The sequence below is a fragment of the Streptomyces sp. NBC_00316 genome, assembly GCF_036158715.1.
Lineage (GTDB): Bacteria > Actinomycetota > Actinomycetes > Streptomycetales > Streptomycetaceae > Streptomyces.
On record NZ_CP108023.1, the window covers coordinates 854,943 to 872,666 of the forward strand.

A 17,724-nucleotide genomic window follows, 5' to 3' on the forward strand; every position below is an offset into this window, starting at 1 on the left:
AGCGCACACGGCAGCGAGCAAGCGGGACGGACCCGGCAGGCCCGAACGCGGCGAGCGGCGGCAGGGCCACCCGCCGAGGCGCTCCTCAAGGCGGACGGGCAGTTGGCCGCGCGATGAGCAGAGCCACGTCGTCGTGGTGCTCCGGGTCACGCAGTGCGCCGAGGAGCCGTTCGCATATCTCCTCCAAGCGGTGCTGGGGGCCCTCCAGCAACCGGAGCAGTCTGTTCAGGCGCTCGTCGATGGGATGTTCCCGGGTTTCGACCAGGCCGTCGGTGTAGAGGACGAGCAGATCGCCCTCCTCCAGTTGGAGGGTCGTGGCTTCGAAGGGAACACCGCCGACCCCGAGCGGGATTCCGGTGGGCAGATCGAGCAGTTCCGGGGGGCGGCCGGCGCGAACGAGGACGGGAGGCATGTGTCCTGCCGTGGCTATGTGGCACTCCGCCCGGTGAGGGTCGTAGACGGCGTAGACGCAGGTTGCGATGTAGTGCTCCAGACGTGCGGTGGTCTTGTCGAGCTGTCGGAGCACCCGCGCCGGCTCGAGGTCGAGATCGGCCAGGGTGCACGTCGCGGTGCGCAGTCTGCCCATGGTCGCGGCGGCGTCGATGCCGCTGCCCATCACGTCGCCCACCACCAGGGCGGTCTTGTCGCCCTCCAGGGAGATGACGTCGAACCAATCCCCGCCGACCTCACTGGCAGTTCCTGCGGGCTCGTAGCGGGAGGCGACCTCGAGGCCCTCATGGTGCGGAGGGTGGTCAGGGAGCAGACTGCGCTGGAGGGTGACCGCGATGTTGCGCACGCTCTGGAACCAGCGCGCATTGTCGATACACACCGCGGCTCGGGCAGCGAGCTCGCAGGCCAGGGTGGCGTCGTCGTCGTCGAAGGGCAGCGGGTTGCGGGCACGGATGAGGTCCACGGCGCCCAGGACCTCGCCGCGGGCGATCAGGGGGACCGCGAGATACGAGTGGACGCCGGCCTTGGCCAGAAGAGCGGCAGCGGCCGGATCGCGAGCGATGCGGGGCAGATCCTCATCGGCCACATGCGGCAGCAGCACCGGCCGACCCGTGTGTACGCACTGCGTGACCAGGCGGTCAGCGCCGTACGTGGCCAGGTCTCCGGGCGTGTCGGCGGCTTGGACGACCTCGTTGGGATAGGCGGCGGCGACGGCGAGGGCGCGGAAGAGTTCCTGGCCGGTCGTGGGCGCGGCCGAGCGGCGCAGGGCCAGGACGGAGTCGAGCACGTCCACCGCTACCACGTCGGCGAGGTCCGGCACCGCGGCCTCGGCGAGCTCGCGGGCCGTACGGCCCACCTCCAGGGTGGTGCCGACGCGAGCGGAGGCGTTGGCGATGAGGGCAAGACGCCGCCGGGCCCGTGCGGCCTCGGTGGCCGCACGGTGCCGCTCGGTGATGTCCACGACCGAGGCAGCCACGCCGAGCACGCGCCCGGCGCGGTCCTCCAGCCGGAAATACGAGGTGGACCACGCACGTTCGGTCCCGGGTTCGGATGGGGTGCGGCCGACGACATGCCGGTCCAGGACGGGGACGCCGGTGGCCAGAACCCGGCGCATGACCGACTCGATCGCCTCGGTGTCCAGAAAGGGCAGGGCCTCATGAATGTTCCGGCCGATGTGGTCGGCGGCGGGCAGGCCATTGATGCGGGCCAGGGCCGGGTTGACGGTCACGTACCGCAGGTCGGTGTCCATGACCTTGAGCCCGATCGGGGACTGCGAGACCAGCCGCTCGGACAGCGCGAGCTCGGTTTCGACCTGCTGGAGGGCGGTGTGGTCCGCCGCGATGCTCAAGGCGTACACGTCGCCGAGGGCGTCGAGCAGCCGCATGTTGCGGAACTCGACCAGCCGGGTGCCTCCGTCCTTGTGCCGTACGGGGAAAGCACCGGCCCAGCTACGGCCCGTGTCCATCACCTCGGCGAACAGCTTGATCACCAGATCCAGCTGCTCCTCGTACACCAACAGGTGCGCCGCGTACTGGCCGAGAGCCTCCTGGGCGGTGTAGCCGAACAGCTCCTCGGCCTGCGGGCTCCAGAAAACGATCTGTCCGTCGGCATCCAGCACCACCGCGGCGACGGTGAGCAGATCCAGCAGCCCACCCGGAAGCGAGCGCGTGGGGCCCAGCCGACCGATGTCGGCCCGGAAGGATTCGACGCTGTTCATGCAGGGCACTCCCTCCGCCTGCCGACCGACGCGGGGCCTCCCGCCGGCCGTCGGATGCGCCGGCCTCCGTTCTGCTCCGGATAACCCCATCCTCCCCCGGACCCTGCCGCCCTGCCGGTCATCGCCACCGTGTGTGACAGCCGGTACGGCCACCGTCGCCGCGGTCGTACGCGCCGGGTCACTCAGCTGATTCATCACGCCTGCCGACGGCATCGCCGCGGTCCCGCCGGACGTGGCGCCCGGCAGTCCGGTGCCACGGGTTCTGCCGACCACGGCGTAGATCATCCGGCCGGTCTCCCGTGGCAGGCCTCCTCGCCTGCGACGAAAATGGTGACCTGAAGGCGAATTGAGAGGTTGGCATCCGGTGTGAAGCTCCCCCGTAGCCGTGCTGCGTCCGACGCGCGGCTCGCGTGCGGCTCGGGCGCGGGCAGGAAAGGGCTCAAATCCGGTGCCCTGGGGCTGTGGTCCTCCGTTGCCATCGGCCTGGCGTCCACCGCCCCGGCGTACAGCCTCGCGGCCACGCTCGGCATCATCGTGGCAGGCGTCGGCCTGCAAGCCCCGGTGGTCACCATGCTGGCCTTCATCCCGATGCTGCTGATCGCGTACGCCTACAAGGAGCTCAACGCGAGCAACGCCGACTGCGGAACCACCTTCGTCTGGGCGACCCGTGCCTTCGGCCCGCGCACCGGCTGGATGGGCGGCTGGGGCATCATCGTCGCCGACATCCTCGTCATGTCCAACCTCGCCGAGATCGCAGGCATCTACGGCTTCCGGCTCCTGGGCTACGACTCACTCGCCGAGAACAGGTTGTGGACCACCGTCGCGGGCGTCGCCTGGATCATCGTGATGACCGCGATCTGCTACATCGGCATCGAGCTCTCGGCCGCCGTCCAGCGCTGGCTCCTGTTCATCGAGGTGGCCGTACTGGTGCTGTTCGCGGTCACCGCCCTGGTCAGGGTCTACACCGGCAGCGCCGAGATGGCGATCCATGTCTCCGCCTCCTGGTTCAACCCCTTCCGCGTACCGTCGTTCGAAGCGCTGACCTCGGGCGTTCTCGCCGCCGTCTTCATCTACTGGGGCTGGGACACCGCCGTCACGGTCAACGAGGAGACCACGGACAGCACGCGCACGCCCGGGCGGGCCGCCGTCATCTCCGTGGTGCTGCTGCTCGTCCTCTACGCCCTGGTCACCACCTCGGCGCAAGCCTTCGCCGGAGTCGGCTCCACCGGCATCGGGCTGGGCAACAGGGCCAGCGCGGGCGACGTCCTGTCAGGCCTGGGCAACGCCGCCTTCGGCAGTGAGGGTCTGGGGGCCCTTCTCGCCAAGCTGCTGATCCTCATGGTGCTCAGCTCCGCGGTGGCATCCACCCAGACCACCATCCTCCCGATGGCCCGGACCGTCTTCTCCATGGCCGCGCACAAGGCCGTCCCCTCCCGATTCGCCCGCCTGCACCGCAGATTCCTCACCCCGACCTGGTCGACGATCAGCTTGGGTCTGGCCTCCATCGGCTTCTTCGTCCTCCTGACGGCGATCAGCCGCAATGTCCTGGCCGACTCCGTCGAGTCGGTCGGCCTCGCAATCGCCTTCTACTACGGGCTCACCGGCTTCGCCTGTGTCTGGTACTTCCGCAGGGTGCTCACCCGCAGCCGCAAGGACTTCCTGTTCAAGGGCCTGCTGCCGGGTCTGGGCGGCCTGACGATGCTCTTCCTCTTCTGCTACGCCGCCTTCGGCGTCTACGCCGCCCCCGGCTACGGCGAGACCTCAATCGAACTGCCGTTCGTCGGACGTACGGGCGGGGTGACGGTCATGGGCCTCGGAGCACTCCTGCTCGGCGTCGTGCTGATGCTGGTCGTCACGCGCGAGCACACCGCGGCCCTCAGACTTCAGCGCAGCATGCTGCCTCACCGGCTGCCGCAGCGCACCGCTGTCGAGATGGCGAGCCGCTATGTGCCATCGGACAGCCGGTCCGGGGTGGGCGGTGACTGGTTCGACGTCATCCCACTGTCGGGGACGCGTGTCGGCCTGGTTGTCGGGGAGGTGACCGGTTACGGACTGCTCGCCGCCGCCACCATGGGGCGACTGCGCACCGGCGTACGCGTCCTCGCCCGCCTCGATCTCGCCCCGGACGAGCTCCTCTCGCGCCTGGCCGACCTGGTCGAGCAGACCGCCGAGGAGCAGGCGGCCGTTCATGGTGCAGGCGGCGCGGGGCCCGGGCAGGACGCAGCCCTGGGGTTGACCTGCCTGTATGCGGTGTACGACCCGGTGTCGGGCCTGTGCAGCATGGCGCGTGCCGGGCACTCGCTGGCCGCGATCGTCCTGCCGGACAGCGGTGTCACCACCTACCCGGAGCTCCCGGCCGGCCCCCCGCTGGGACTGGGTGGCCTGCCCTACGAGACCGCGGAATTCCAGCTGCCGCCGGGCAGCCTCGTCGCGCTCTTCAGCGACGGACTCGTCCAGGCGGCCGCCGACGACGCCGACATCGGCCTCGGCCTGCTCGCGGAAACCCTCGCGCAGCAGCGGCGTCCCCTGGAAGAACTCTGTGACCGCGCAATCGCCACCCTGGTGCCGGGGCCGGCGAACGACGACGCCGTCCTGCTCCTCGTGCGCACACGGATCCTCGGCGAGCACCAGGTGGCTGCGTGGGAACTGACGGCGGAACCGGCGATGGTCGGCAAGGCCCGTGCCATGGCGTTGGGGCAACTCGGAGCATGGGGACTCGACGAGCTGTCGTTCACCACCGAACTGGTCGTGAGTGAACTGGTCACCAACGCCGTCCGCTACGCCGCGGGGCCGATCCACGTCCGGCTCATCCGCGACCAGACCCTCATCTGCGAAGTCGCCGACGCCGGGCACACCTCACCCCATCTGCGCCACGCCGCCGCCGACGACGAGAGCGGTCGCGGCCTGTTCATCGTCTCCCAGATCGCACAGCAGTGGGGCACGCGCTACACCCCGACCGGCAAGACCATTTGGGTGGAGCAGGCCCTGCCGGCGGTCCCTGGGGCAGGTGAGTCGCCCTGAAGGAGCATGTCGACCCGCAAGTGGTGCGGGGGGCGCTCCTGGTGGTGAGACGGCCGGCGGCCAGGAATCCGGAACGGGGGGCACCCCGGCGATCCGGTGGTCCCCCGCGCTGTGACGGTGCGTCGACGAGCGACCGACGTCACATGCGCACGTAGTGCTCGATGTCCTCACTGAATTCGGTGAGGGCCTGAGCAGTGAGTGTGGGACGCGTGTCGGCGATGGCGGCCAGGTAATCCTCGACGCTGGGCTGCGCGCCGTGGCGATCGGCCACTTCTCGTTCGAACGCGGCATGGGCGCCCTTGCGGGCGGCGAACTCGATGTCGGCCGGGGTGAACATCTCGCTGGTCTCGATCAGCGGGGACAACTCGATGCTGTCGGCGGCGGGGCCGAGGTAACGCTGCCAGATCGCCGACCGGGCGACGGGGTCGGGGGGACCGACCGGAATGACGTAGTCGAAGCGACCGGGGCGCAGGAACGCCGGGTCGAGGGAGCGGATGGAGTTGGTCGCGCAGATCAGCAGACGGTCGTCGTGGTCGCGGAAGCCGGGGATCAGTTTGAGCAGTTCATTGGTGACTCCGTGGCCGGGGCCCGCGTTCGGGCCGGAGCGGATGCCGGCGATCTCCTCGACTTCGTCGATGAAGAGCACGACCGTCTCCAGTCCGGCCAGCTCGGCGAACGTGTCCCGTAGCGCGGTGGCCAGGCCGCCCGGGCCCTCTGACGCGAGCCGGGAGGGGAAGAGTTCCACGAAGGGCCATTCCAGCCGGGAGGCGACGGCTTTGGCGAAGCTGGTCTTGCCGGTGCCCGGCGGGCCGAAGAGGATGACCGCCTTGGGCGGCGTCACCCCGTACCGGTCGGCCAGCACGGGCTCGGACAGGGGCAGCACGATGTGCCGCTCGATCGCTTCCTTCTCCTTCTCCATGCCCGCCAGCGCATCCCAGAGCCCGGGCGGCAGTATCCTGCCGCCGAGCTCGGCGAGCAGACCCGCCTCGCTCGCGCCGAGATGCTCGAGCTTCTCGTAGAGCGTCAATCCGGTGCGCGGGCGGTAGCCGGAGTTCTCCAGGGCTGTGGTTCCGGTGGCCCCCGGTGCGAGCAGCGCGGTGATGCGGCGTACGCCCTGCGGTCGCAGCCGCCGCTCGAGCTCGCCGATCAGGGCGCTGCCGATCCCGCGATTGCGCCACGCCCCGGACAGAGCGACCAGCGTGATCCAGGCACGATCGCCATGGCACTGGGCCACCGCCATGCCCACCATGTCGTCGCCCACCACGGCGACCACGGCGGGTTCACCGGTGCGGGCCGCGGCCATGACCTCGGAGACGGGGAACGCGGGAGGTGAATCGTCCGCCTGCCGGTCCTGGTCCCATATCTGGATGGCACGGTCCAGATCGTCGTCGCGGAAGTCCCGCAACCGCCACGTCCGCATCGTCACCACCTTGCAGGCGGGTCACCACCGCCTCACCGGTGCCCGGCCGCTCGCCGTCCCGGGCCTGCTCACTCCATTCTCCGCTCGCCTCCCACACCCAGCGAGCGGGCGCTGCTCCGTGCGCCGCCTTCCGGCAGGGCGGACCGGCGTGTGCTCCGCCTGCCGACAACGGCCCTCAGGCGTCTCGCCCCACGCGCAGGCTGCGGACGGCACGTTCCAGGTCGGCGATGCGGTCGGCGAGGTCGGGGGCCTCGTTGCCCACGGCGTCGCGGAGTTGAAGCTCGATCTGGGCGAGCCGCTCGGTGATTTCCGACAGCTGCTCGCCACTGCCCGCACCCGCAGCCGTTCCAGCGGCCCGCACCCGCGACAGCCTGTTCCGGGCGTCTTCGATGCGTTCGACGGATCCCGCCGGCCCTATCGCTGCGGCGGGCGTCGGGGCCCCGACCAGCAGCCGCCGCAGCTGCTCGGCCTGTGCGGCGAGCTGGCGGTTCTTGCGGTACAGATCCAGGAAGACGTTGACCTTGGTGCGCAGCAGCCACGGGTCGAAGGGTTTGGTCAGGAAGTCGGCGGCGCCGAGCGCGTATCCCCGGTACAGGTAGTCCGTGTCGGCCTCGTTCCCGGTCACCAGGATGATGGGCACGTCCTTGGTCTGGTCCAGACGTTTGATGTTGGCGGCGGTCTCGAATCCGTCCATGCCGGGCATCAGGACATCGAGCAGGACGACCGCGAACTCCTGGCGCAACATCGCCTTCAGGGCCTCTTCTCCGGAGTGGGCCCGTACCAGCTCCTGGTCGAGGGAGCCGAGTACAGCCTCCAGCGCGACCAGGTTCTCCTCCATGTCGTCGACGATCAGGATGCTGGCCTTCTCCGGGGTGGCAACGTTCATGACTCACGCCTCGGCGGGTCTGTGCCGTCCTTCTCGGCCGGATGTGATTTTTCGCCGGTTGCCGACTCGGGTGCCGGCGTGGCGCCTTGCGGGTCGAGCAGGTCGCAGATGACCGTCAGCAGCCGGTCCACGTCCACGGGCTTGGGTACGTAGTCGGAGGCGCCGCTTTCGATGGCCTTCTCGCGGTCGCCCGGCATGGCCTTGGCTGTGAGCGCGATGATGGGGAGTCCCGCGAGACGGGGCGTTCGCCGGATGGTCCTGATCGTCTCGTATCCGTCCATTTCAGGCATCATGATGTCCATCAGAACCAGCGACACGTCGGGAGACCGGTCGAGGACCTCGATGCCTTCGCGGCCGTTCTCCGCGTACTTCACGGTGATGCCGACGCGGCCCAGCATGTGCGTGAGCGCGAACACGTTCCGGATGTCGTCGTCGACGATGAGGATGCGGCGCCCCGCCAGCACATGGCCAGGGCGCCCGCTCAGCCACTCCTTGAGCCGTGTCGTCTCCGGCCAGGCGTCGTCCCGGCCGTCGGCTGCCCCCGGGGTTCCCCTGCCGATCAGGCTGTCCGCGGTACCGAAGACGCCGCTCGGCGCGTAATCGGCGGCCACCCGCGACGGTACGACCTGTTCAGGGAGCTCGGCGGGAGCGACCGTCGCCGGCGCCGCCGGTTCGGGCTCGGGGAAGGCGCCGGGGTAGTGCGAAGGGACGTAAAGGGTGAAGCAGGATCCGACGCCCAGTTCGCTCTCGGCGACGATCCGGCCGCCCAGCAGCCCGGCGATCTCGCGGCTGATGGACAGTCCGAGCCCGGTGCCTCCGTACTTGCGGCTGGTCGTGCCGTCGGTCTGCTGGAACGCGTCGAAGATCACCGACAGCTTCTCGGGCGGGATGCCGGTGCCAGTGTCCTTGACCGAGAAGGCGATGACGGTCTCGGCGTTGCGCAGCGACCGGTCCTCGAACTCCGTTCCGGGCACGCACTCGACGCGCAGTTCCACGCCGCCGGAGGAGGTGAACTTCACGGCGTTGGAGAGCAGATTGCGCAGGATCTGCTGGAGACGCTGCTCGTCCGAGACCAGCTCGCTCGGCACGTTCTCACCGACCGTGACATCGAAGGCGAGTCCGCGGTCGAGGGTCAGCGGGCGGAACGTGGCCTGCACGTAGTCCAACAGTTTGGCCAGCGGCAGCGTCCTCGGGCGCACATCCATCCTGCCTGCCTCGATCTTCGACAGGTCGAGGATGTCGTTGATCAGCTGCAGCAGATCCGAGCCCGAGCGGTGGATGGTCGCCGCGAACTGCACCTCCTGCTCGGACAGCGTGTCGTCCGGGTTGTCGGCGAGGAGGCCGGCCAGGATCAGCAGCGAGTTGAGCGGGGTGCGCAGCTCGTGCGACATGTTCGCCAGGAACTCGGACTTGTACTGCGAGGACGTGGCGAGCAGCGCGGCCTTCTCCTCCAGCGCGGCATTGGACCGCTGGAGCTCGTCCGAACGCTTGCGCAGCTCGCTGGTGAGGCGCTGGGACTCCGAGAGAAGGGACTCGGTGCGGGAGTTGGCGATGATGGTGTTGATGGATACGCCGATGGTGGTGACGAACTGGTCGATGAAGGCCAGGTGTACGTCACTGAACTTGCTGAACGAGGCCAGCTCGATCACTCCGAGCACCTGGTCCTCGAAGAGGATCGGCAGGATGACGACGCTGGCCGGGAGTGCGGCGCCGAGCCCGGAGTTGATGGTGATGTAGTCCGGTGGGACATCGGCGATGAGGATGCGCTTCTTCTCCAGTGCGGCCTGGGTGATCAGCCCACGGCCCGGCGTCCCGGATTCGGGCAACGGGCCGCTCCCCCTGGCCGCGTCGGTGCCGTAGCCCGCGATGAACTGGAGCCCCTCCCCCGGCTTGGCTCCGGCCTCGGTCAGGAAGAACGCTCCGAACTGCGCGTTCACCAGTGGCGTCAGCTCGCGCAGGATCAGGTCGGCGACCTCGACGAGGTCTCGGTGGCCCTGCATGAGGCCGGCGATGCGTGTCAGGTTGGATTCCAGCCAGTCCTTGGCGCGGGTGGTCTCGCGAAGGTTGGCCACCATGAGGTTGACGTTGTTCTTCAGCTCGGCGACCTCGCCCTGTGCCTCGACCAGGATGGCACGGGACATGTCGCCCTGGGTGACGGCGCTGGCGACCTCGGCGATCGCGCGGACCTGGGTGGTGAGGTTCGAGGCGAGTTCGTTGACGCTGGTGGTGAGCCGTTTCCAGGTTCCGTAGACGCCCTCGACGCGGGCCTGGCCGCCCAGTTGCCCCTCGCTGCCGACCTCGCGGGCGACTCGGGTGACCTCGGAGGAGAAGGAGGAGAGCGTGTCGACCATCGTGTTGATGGTGGTCTTGAGCTCAAGGATCTCGCCGCGCGCGTCCACGTCGATCTTCTTCGACAGGTCGCCCTGGGCGACGGCGGTGGCGACCTGGGCGATGTTGCGGACCTGAGAGGTCAGGTTGTCCGCCATGAAGTTGACGTTGTCGGTGAGGTCCTTCCACACCCCGGAAACGCCTCGGACCTGCGCGCGCCCGCCGAGGTTTCCCTCGGTACCGACCTCACGGGCGACGCGTGTCACCTCGTCCGCGAACGCCCGAAGCTGCTGGACCATCGTGTTGACGGTGTCCTTCAGCTCCAGGATCTCGCCGCGTGCGTCCACGTCGATCTTCTTCGACAGGTCGCCGTTGGCGACGGCCGTGGTCACCTGGGCGATGTTACGGACCTGAGAGGTCAGGTTCAGCGCCATGAAGTTGACGTTGTCGGTGAGGTCCTTCCACACCCCGGAAACGCCTCGGACCTGCGCCTGCCCGCCGAGGTTTCCCTCGGTACCGACCTCACGGGCGACGCGTGTCACCTCGTCCGCGAACGCCGAGAGCTGGTCGACCATCGTGTTGATCGTCGACTTCAGCTCCAGGATCTCGCCCTTTGCCTCCACCGTGATGGTCTTGCCGAGGTCGCCCTCGGCGACGGCGGTGGCGACCTGGGCGATGTTGCGGACCTGAGAGGTCAGGTTGTCCGCCATGAAGTTGACGTTGTCGGTGAGGTCCTTCCACACCCCGGAGACCCCACGGACCTGTGCGCGCCCGCCCAGGCGCCCCTCGGTACCGACCTCGCGGGCCACCCGAGTCACCTCGTCCGCGAACGCCAACAGCTGGTCCACCATGGTGTTCACAGTGCTCTTGAGCTGCAGGATTTCGCCCTGCGCGTCCACGGTGATCTTCTGGCTGAGGTCGCCGTTGGCGACAGCGGTGGTCACCTGGGCGATGTTCCGGACCTGCGAAGTGAGGTTCGAGGCCATGAGGTTGACGTTGTCGGTGAGGTCCTTCCAGACTCCGGAGACCCCGGGCACCTGAGCACGTCCGCCCAACTGACCTTCCGTGCCCACCTCGCGGGCGACGCGTGTCACCTCGTCCGCGAACGCCCGAAGCTGGTCCACCATGGTGTTCACGGTGAGCTTCAGCTCCAGCAGCTCGCCGGTCGCCTCGACCGTCACCTGCTGGGTCAGGTCACCGCGCGCCACCGCCGTCGTCACCACGGCGATGTCGCGCACCTGCGCGGTCAACCGTGCTGCCATGGTATTCACGGCCTCGGTGACGTAACGCCAGTCGCCCGACAGGTCCTGCACCTTGGCCCGCCCGCCGAGCCGCCCTTCCGTCCCGACCTCCCGTGCCACACGGGTCACCTCGCCCGTGAACAGGGACAGTTGGTCGACCATCCGGTTCACCACGAGCCCCAGGCGCCTCAGATCACCGCGGAGTTGACGGTTGCCGTCGTGCATGTCCACCCGCTGTGTCAGATCACCGGCAGCAACCGCGTCCAGCACCCGCGTCGCGTTCGCCACCGGGGCCACCAGCGCCTCCACGAGCTGGTTCGTCGCTTCCACGCTCGTCGTCCAGGCCCCCTGCCCGGGACTTGCGGCGATCCGCTCGTCCAGCCGGCCCTGCCGCACGACCTCCCGGCGCACCCGCTGGAGTTCCGCGGCCAGATGCGCGTTCCGCGCACTGATCTGGTTGAACACCCCCGCCATCTCGGCCAGGACGCCTTCATCCGCACCCTGTACACGCACGGTGAAATCTCCGTCGCGCAACGAGTTCAACGCCGCGAGCAGCGGACGCAGCTCCGCCGTGTTCACCCACTGCCCGTCCGCGGCGGAGCCCAGCGGAGCCATTCGTTCCTGGGAATCATCCGACTCCGGGGAAGGAGGGGCGGGGGGAGCGGCATCGGGCGAGGGATCGAGTGCCATGGCAGCTCACGCTCAGGATCGGGGCATATGGGTGCTTTGTCGTAAAATACGTTACATGATTCCGTCAGTCGTCGGGAACTCCAAGGAGCCGCCGGTAGGGGCACTGTCCCCCCACCGCGAGTTCGTCTCGCGGACGACACTGCCTGCGGACGACGGCGCGGCATCCGCGGCGCGCACCTTTGTGCGCGCCGCGCTCGGCGAATGGACCGATCCTGCGATCCCCGGCTCACCGAGGATCACCGACCGGCTCGTCGACGACGCCAAGCTCCTGGTCAGCGAACTGGTCACCAACGCCGTCATGCACGCCGGCACCCAGATTGAGGTCGTCTGCCGCCTGGAGGCGGGGCACGGCTCGCCCGCCGCGTCCCCCCTCGACGTGACCGGTCCCGTCAACGCGGACGGACCTGTCGACGTGGTCATCGAAGTGGCGGACCGCCACCCCTCCCGCACGGTGCTCGGCAGGAAGGACGCCCGGCGCGCGGCGTGGTACGGCCGTGGCCTCCAGCTCGTGCGTGCACGGGCGGAATCGTGGGGCGTGACGTACCGGCGGACCCAGAAGACGGTGTGGTTCCGGTTGAACACCATGGCTGAGGAACCGGAGACGGTCGACAGCCCTCTTGACGAGGTCCCCGGCAGCGAACCGCACACCGCGGACAACTTCGTATCCACCTCGGTGCACGAGCGACGCGACGCCACCACCGATTGGGCCGACCGCGGGGGTCCTTCGTTCCTCGCCGAGGCGAGCGAGCTCCTCGCCGGACAGCTCGACCCGGACATGGTCGCCGCCCTGGCCGGGCAGCTGCTCGTGCCCAGGCTCGCCGACTGGTGCGGCGTGTGGCTGAGCACCGAGAGCGGCGGTCTGCGGCTCTCCCGCGTCTGGCACGCGGACGAACGGTGCATCGACGCGCTGCGTCGCGTACTGGAGAAGGACCCGCCGCCCAGCAGGCTCGCCACGACGGGTATCCCCTGGCCCTGGCCGGAGAGCGCGAACACGGGCGGCTCCGCAATCGCCTTCCCCCTCGTCACGTGCGGTCACTCCTACGGTGTGCTGCTGCTCGGCCGGGCGGACCTGCTGCAGATGACCGACGGAGTCGTGCGGCTCGCGGAAGACCTGGCACGGCGTGTCGCCCAGGCGGTGGCCACAGCCCGCCAGTACACCGAGCAGACGACCATCAGCCGGGCACTCCAGCGCAGGCAACTGCCCGCTTCCCTCGCCAGCATCCCGGGCATGGACGCGGCCATCGTCTACGAGCCGCGCGGTCACGGCCAGACCGTCGGCGGCGACTTCTACGACCTGTTCCCGATGGAAGGCCATCGCTGGGGCTTCCTGCTCGGCGACGTGTGCGGCCACGACCCGGAAGCGATGTCCGTCACCGGCCTGGCCCGGCACCTGGTACGGATGCTGGCACGCGAGGGTCACGGCGTCGAGTCGGTGCTCTGCAGGCTGAACTGCGCGATGGCGGAGGAGAGCGCCGAGGCCGTGGCGCTCGGCGGCGAGCAGGCCCGGCCCCAATTCCTGAGCCTGCTGTACGGGGAACTGGAGCCCGACCCCGCCGCAGGCGGCGCGCACTGCAAGATCGCCAGCGCCGGGCACCCGCTGCCTCTGCGGCTGTCCGCCGATGGCTCGGTGGCGCCCATGGCGGACCCGCAGATGCTGCTGGGCATCGACGACAACGCGAAGTTCCACGCCAACTCCTTCGACCTCGCACCGAGTGAGACCCTGCTCTGCGTGACCGACGGCGTGACCGAACGCCGCAGCGGGAATCGGCAGTTGGACGATGACGACGGACTCTCCGAACTGCTGCAGGGGTGCATGGGGCTGAGCGCCACAGCCGTCGCGGAGCGGGTGCGGCAGGCGGTGCACGACTTCGACACGGGTCCGGTCGAGGACGACCTCGCGGTGCTGGTGCTGGGAGCGATACCCGTGCATGTGCCAGAGGCCGATCAGGTGCGGAACCGGGCGTGAGACCGAACACCGGGCGAGCCGCGGACGCCGACCGGGTGGTGCGGCAGGTCCGGGGCCTTCGCACCCGGACAAGGGCCGGTGGCCGCGGAGCCGCATGAGGGGTCGTTGGCCCGGAACGCGACTTCACCAACGGCAATACCACGTTCATGACATGAAACCTGCTACACCTGGCGCGACTGCATCAAGGACGCGAGGGACATGCCGGTACACGGCGGCCAGCACGTTTTCGTCCTTCCTGCATGAGTCCATGCAGAGCCGTTCAGAACCGACCATGAGCCGTCCGGAGGACACGCGATGGTGGACGTAGCCGGTGCGCGGGGTTCGGCACCCACAGCCGATCCGATCGTGACACTCGATGTGAACGGGCGTGCCTGCACGGTGCAGCTCGACGCCCGCGTCACGCTCCTCGACGCGCTGCGGGACCGGCTGGGTCTCGTGGGCACGAAGAAGGGCTGTGACCAGGGCGCGTGCGGGGCGTGCACCGTTCATGTGGACGGCAGGCGGGTCCTGTCGTGCCTGACCCTCGCCGCCCAGTGCGAGGGGCGCGAAGTGACCACGATCGAGGGCATCGCGGGCCCCGACGGGCCGCACCCGGTGCAGCGCGCCTTCATCGAGCACGACGGTTTCCAGTGCGGGTTCTGCACGCCGGGCCAGATCATGTCCGCCGTGGCCCTGCTGTCCGAGGGACGTGCCGGGTCGGACGAGGAGATCCGCGAGTTCATGAGCGGCAACCTGTGCCGGTGCGGCGCGTACCCGCACATCGTCGCGGCCATCCGCGAAGCGGCGTCAGCAGGTGGTGACGATGAAAACGTTTGAGTACGTCCGTGCAACGGATGCCCGCCAGGCCGTGGAGCTGGTGGCGGGCGACCTGTCCGCCGCGTACCTCGCCGGCGGGACGACGCAGCTCGACCTGATGAAGGACGGGGTGCTCACTCCGGGCGTTCTGGTGGACATCACCCGGCTTCCTCTGCACAGCATCGAGCGGGTCGGTGAGGCGCTGCACGTGGGTGCGCTGGTCACGATGGAGGAACTCGCCGCCGACCCCACGGTTGCCGGGCGTCTTCCCCTCGTCCGCGATGCGCTGCTGGCGGGCGCCTCCACGCAGTTGCGGAACATGGCGACGATCGGAGGAAACCTGCTGCAGCGCACACGCTGCCGGTACTTCCGCGATCCGGCCGTGCCGCACTGCAACAAGAGGGTCTCCGGGTCCGGGTGCGCCGCCGTCGAGGGCAGCGCGCGCATGCACGCGATCCTCGGCGCCAGTGACCGGTGCATCGCCCTGCACGCCTCCGACCTGGCGGTGGCCCTGGTCGCTCTGGATGCCGTCGTGCACATCCAGGGGGTGTCCGGGCCGAGGCGGGTCCCCCTGACCGAGTTCTACCGGACGGCGTCCGAGAGCCCCGCTACCGAGAACGTCCTCGTTCACGGCGAGTTGATCGACGCCGTGGAGATCCCCCTCCTTCCCGACGGCGTCAGGTCGGGCTATCTCAAGGTGCGCGACCGGGCGTCGTACGAGTTCGCCCTCACGTCGGCCGCGGTGGCGCTGACGATCTCCGACGGGGTCGTCCGGGAAGCCCGCGTCGGACTGGGCGGCGTCGGATCGAAGCCGTGGCGGGCGTGGGAGGCCGAGCAGGTGCTCGCGGGCTCCGCGGCCGGAACGGAGACGTACCGGCAGGCGGCCGAGGAGGCCGTACGGGGAGCCTGGACCGTGCCGGGCACCGCCTTCAAGGTGCAACTCGCCCAGCGCACCCTCGTTCGCGCATTGCAGTCGGTGGCGGGAGTTCCGGTATGAGTACGGTCGAAAGCAAGACGGCCGTCGGCGCGGGTGTCAACCGTGTCGACGGTCCTCGCAAGGTCGCGGGCGCGGCGCCGTATCCGATGGACTTCGACGTCCCCGGCCAGGCGTACGGGGCGCTCGTGCAGAGCACCGTCCCGGCCGGCAGAATCGTCCGCCTGGACACGACGGCCGCCGAGGCCGCACCCGGTGTACTCACCGTACTCACGCACCTCAACGCGCCCACGTTCGAACGCCCGATGACCGCTCTGGGCATCTCGCCGCCCCCTCCCCTGCAGGGCGACCGGATCCTGCACTACGGGCAGCACATCGCCTTCGTGGTCGCGCAGACGCAGGAGCAGGCCACGGCCGCCGCCCGCCTGGTGTCGGCGGAGTACGAGACCACCGAGCCGCTGCTGGACCTGATGGACCCGAGGGCACCTCAGGCGGAGAACCCCTGGGGGACGGACCACAGCCGGGGAGACGCGGCCGCGGCGCTGGCGTCGGCCGAGGTCAAGGTCCGGGCGACCTACCGGACGCCGGACAACACGAACAATCCGCTCGGGCTCGCCGCGACGCTGGCCGCCTGGGACGGAGACCGGCTCACCGTGCACGACACGACCCAGTGGCCGTCCATGGTCCGCACACATCTGGCCACCGTCTTCAAGGTCCCCGAGAGCTCGGTGCGGGTCCTCGTGCCCTACGTGGGCGGGGGCTTCGGCATGGGGCTGCGCGTGTGGCCGCATGTGGTCCTCACCGTCGCCGCTGCCCGCCGGCTCAAGCGGCCGGTCAAGCTCGTCCTCACCCGACCGCAGATGTTCACGTCCGTGGGGCACCGGCCCCACGGCGTTCAGCAGATCGCTCTCGCGGCCACCCGTGGCGGAGATCTGGTGGGGATCGACCACCGCAGCCTCTCTTCGCTGGCGATGGAGGACGAGGACTACGAGCCCTTCGCTGCCGGAACCGTGTTCGCGTACGCGTGCCCGAACGTGTTCACGCAGGACCGCCAGGTCCGTCTCAACATCCCCAGCCCGTGTTCCATGCGCGCCCCCGCCCAAGCCCAGGGCAACTTCGCGCTGGAGTCCGCCCTGGACGAGCTGGCGTACGAGTTGGGCATGGACCCGGTCGAGCTCAGGCTGCGCAACCACGCCGACGTCCACCCGGTCCTCGGGCTGCCGTGGTCCAGCAACGCACTGCGCCGGTGCTACGAGGTCGGCGCGGAGCGTTTCGGCTGGTCAGCCCGTAACCCCGAGCCGCGCTCCACGCGGGACGGGAACTGGCTCGTCGGCTACGGGATGGCCGCAGTCAGCTACCCGTGGTATGCGGTCGGCTGCCGGGCCCAGGCCACCGTCAACGGTGACGGCAGCGCGCTGGTGCGCAGCGCCGCAACCGACATCGGCACGGGAACGTACACGGTCATGACCCAGCTCTCCGCCGAGTGCCTGGGGCTCGGACCGGAGCGGGTGCGCTTCGACCTCGGCGACTCGGACATGCCCGCCGCGCCCCCGGCGGGTGGCTCCGGACTCACCATCGCGCTCGGCAACGCCATCCACGACGCCTGCAAGCGGCTCGTGGAACGCTTCGTCGACCTGGCCGCCGAGGACAGCGATTCCCCGCTCCACGGTGCTTCGGCCGAGACGGTGGAGGTCACGGACGGCCGTGTCCACCTGGCCGGCCGGCCCGACCGGGGCGAGGCGTACACCGACATCCTCAGCCGTCACGGCCTCACGGAGCTGACAGCGGACGGCTCCAGCACCCCGACGTCCCCGGAAGCGCTCGGGATGGCGCTCTCGGGTGCCTTCGGCGCCAAGTTCGTCGAGGTGCGCGTCGATGCGGACCTGGGGCTCCTGCGCGTTGCACGCGTCGTGTCCGTCATCGACGGCGGTCGCATTCTCAACGAGAAGACCGGCCGGAGCCAGATCGTCGGCGGAACCGTCGGCGGCATCGGCATGGCACTGTTCGAGGACACCGTCACGGACACCCCGTCCGGTCGCATCGCCAACGGCACGTTCGGTGACTATCTCGTCCCCGTCAACGCCGACGTCCCGGAGCTGGACGTCGTGTTCGTGGGCGAGCCCGACCGCGCCAGCGCGATCGGGACCAAGGGAATCGGCGAAGTAGGCCTGGTGGGAGTCGCTGCCGCCGTCGCCAACGCCGTGTACCACGCCACCGGAAAGCGCATCCGCTCCCTGCCGATCACACTCGACGCGCTGCTGTGATCACCGGCACCG

Annotated in this window: 9 protein-coding genes; 5 read left to right on the top strand and 4 right to left on the bottom strand. The window is 69.5% G+C overall.

The genetic code is table 11. From position 1 onward, the window contains the following. Positions 1 to 85: 85 nt before the first annotated feature. The gene (locus OG878_RS03945) at positions 86 to 2,167 is read right to left on the bottom strand and encodes a SpoIIE family protein phosphatase (RefSeq protein ID WP_328885438.1); all 2,082 of its coding nucleotides are present in this window, start codon (positions 2,165 to 2,167) and stop codon (positions 86 to 88) included. Between the two features lie 366 nt (positions 2,168 to 2,533). Between OG878_RS03945 and OG878_RS03950 the strand changes: the two genes are divergently transcribed. Next, positions 2,534 to 5,188: a SpoIIE family protein phosphatase gene (locus OG878_RS03950; RefSeq protein WP_328885439.1), complete on the top strand. Its 2,655-nt coding sequence runs from the start codon at positions 2,534 to 2,536 to the stop codon at positions 5,186 to 5,188. Positions 5,189 to 5,327: 139 nt separating this feature from the next. Here OG878_RS03950 and OG878_RS03955 read toward each other — a convergent pair whose 3' ends face one another. The 3 genes from OG878_RS03955 to OG878_RS03965 all read right to left on the bottom strand — a co-directional run bounded on the left by OG878_RS03955 (position 5,328) and on the right by OG878_RS03965 (position 11,678). Continuing rightward, the gene (locus tag OG878_RS03955; protein ID WP_328885440.1) at positions 5,328 to 6,608 is read right to left on the bottom strand and encodes an ATP-binding protein; all 1,281 of its coding nucleotides are present in this window, start codon (positions 6,606 to 6,608) and stop codon (positions 5,328 to 5,330) included. Positions 6,609 to 6,783: 175 nt separating this feature from the next. Beyond that, entirely contained in the window at positions 6,784 to 7,494 is a 711-nt protein-coding gene (locus tag OG878_RS03960) for a response regulator (RefSeq protein ID WP_328885441.1), read from the bottom strand. Beyond that, positions 7,491 to 11,678 (bottom strand): HAMP domain-containing protein, encoded by a 4,188-nt coding sequence (locus tag OG878_RS03965; RefSeq protein WP_328885442.1) that lies wholly within the window; start codon positions 11,676 to 11,678, stop codon positions 7,491 to 7,493. The genes OG878_RS03960 and OG878_RS03965 overlap by 4 nt, the downstream gene beginning before the upstream one ends. A gap of 130 nt (positions 11,679 to 11,808) precedes the next feature. On the opposite strand from OG878_RS03965, the gene OG878_RS03970 reads away from it, so the two are divergent. The 4 genes from OG878_RS03970 to OG878_RS03985 all read left to right on the top strand — a co-directional run bounded on the left by OG878_RS03970 (position 11,809) and on the right by OG878_RS03985 (position 17,712). Further along, complete coding sequence (locus tag OG878_RS03970; RefSeq protein WP_328885443.1) at positions 11,809 to 13,719, top strand: SpoIIE family protein phosphatase; 1,911 nt, start codon at positions 11,809 to 11,811, stop codon at positions 13,717 to 13,719. Positions 13,720 to 14,013: 294 nt separating this feature from the next. After that, positions 14,014 to 14,535: a (2Fe-2S)-binding protein gene (locus OG878_RS03975; protein ID WP_328885444.1), complete on the top strand. Its 522-nt coding sequence runs from the start codon at positions 14,014 to 14,016 to the stop codon at positions 14,533 to 14,535. Then, positions 14,522 to 15,511, top strand: coding sequence for an FAD binding domain-containing protein (locus OG878_RS03980; protein WP_328885445.1), 990 nt, complete (start codon positions 14,522 to 14,524; stop codon positions 15,509 to 15,511). The genes OG878_RS03975 and OG878_RS03980 overlap by 14 nt, the downstream gene beginning before the upstream one ends. Further along, on the top strand, positions 15,508 to 17,712 hold the full coding sequence (locus OG878_RS03985) for a xanthine dehydrogenase family protein molybdopterin-binding subunit (protein ID WP_328885446.1): 2,205 nt from the start codon (positions 15,508 to 15,510) through the stop codon (positions 17,710 to 17,712). The genes OG878_RS03980 and OG878_RS03985 overlap by 4 nt, the downstream gene beginning before the upstream one ends. Positions 17,713 to 17,724 lie beyond the last annotated feature (12 nt).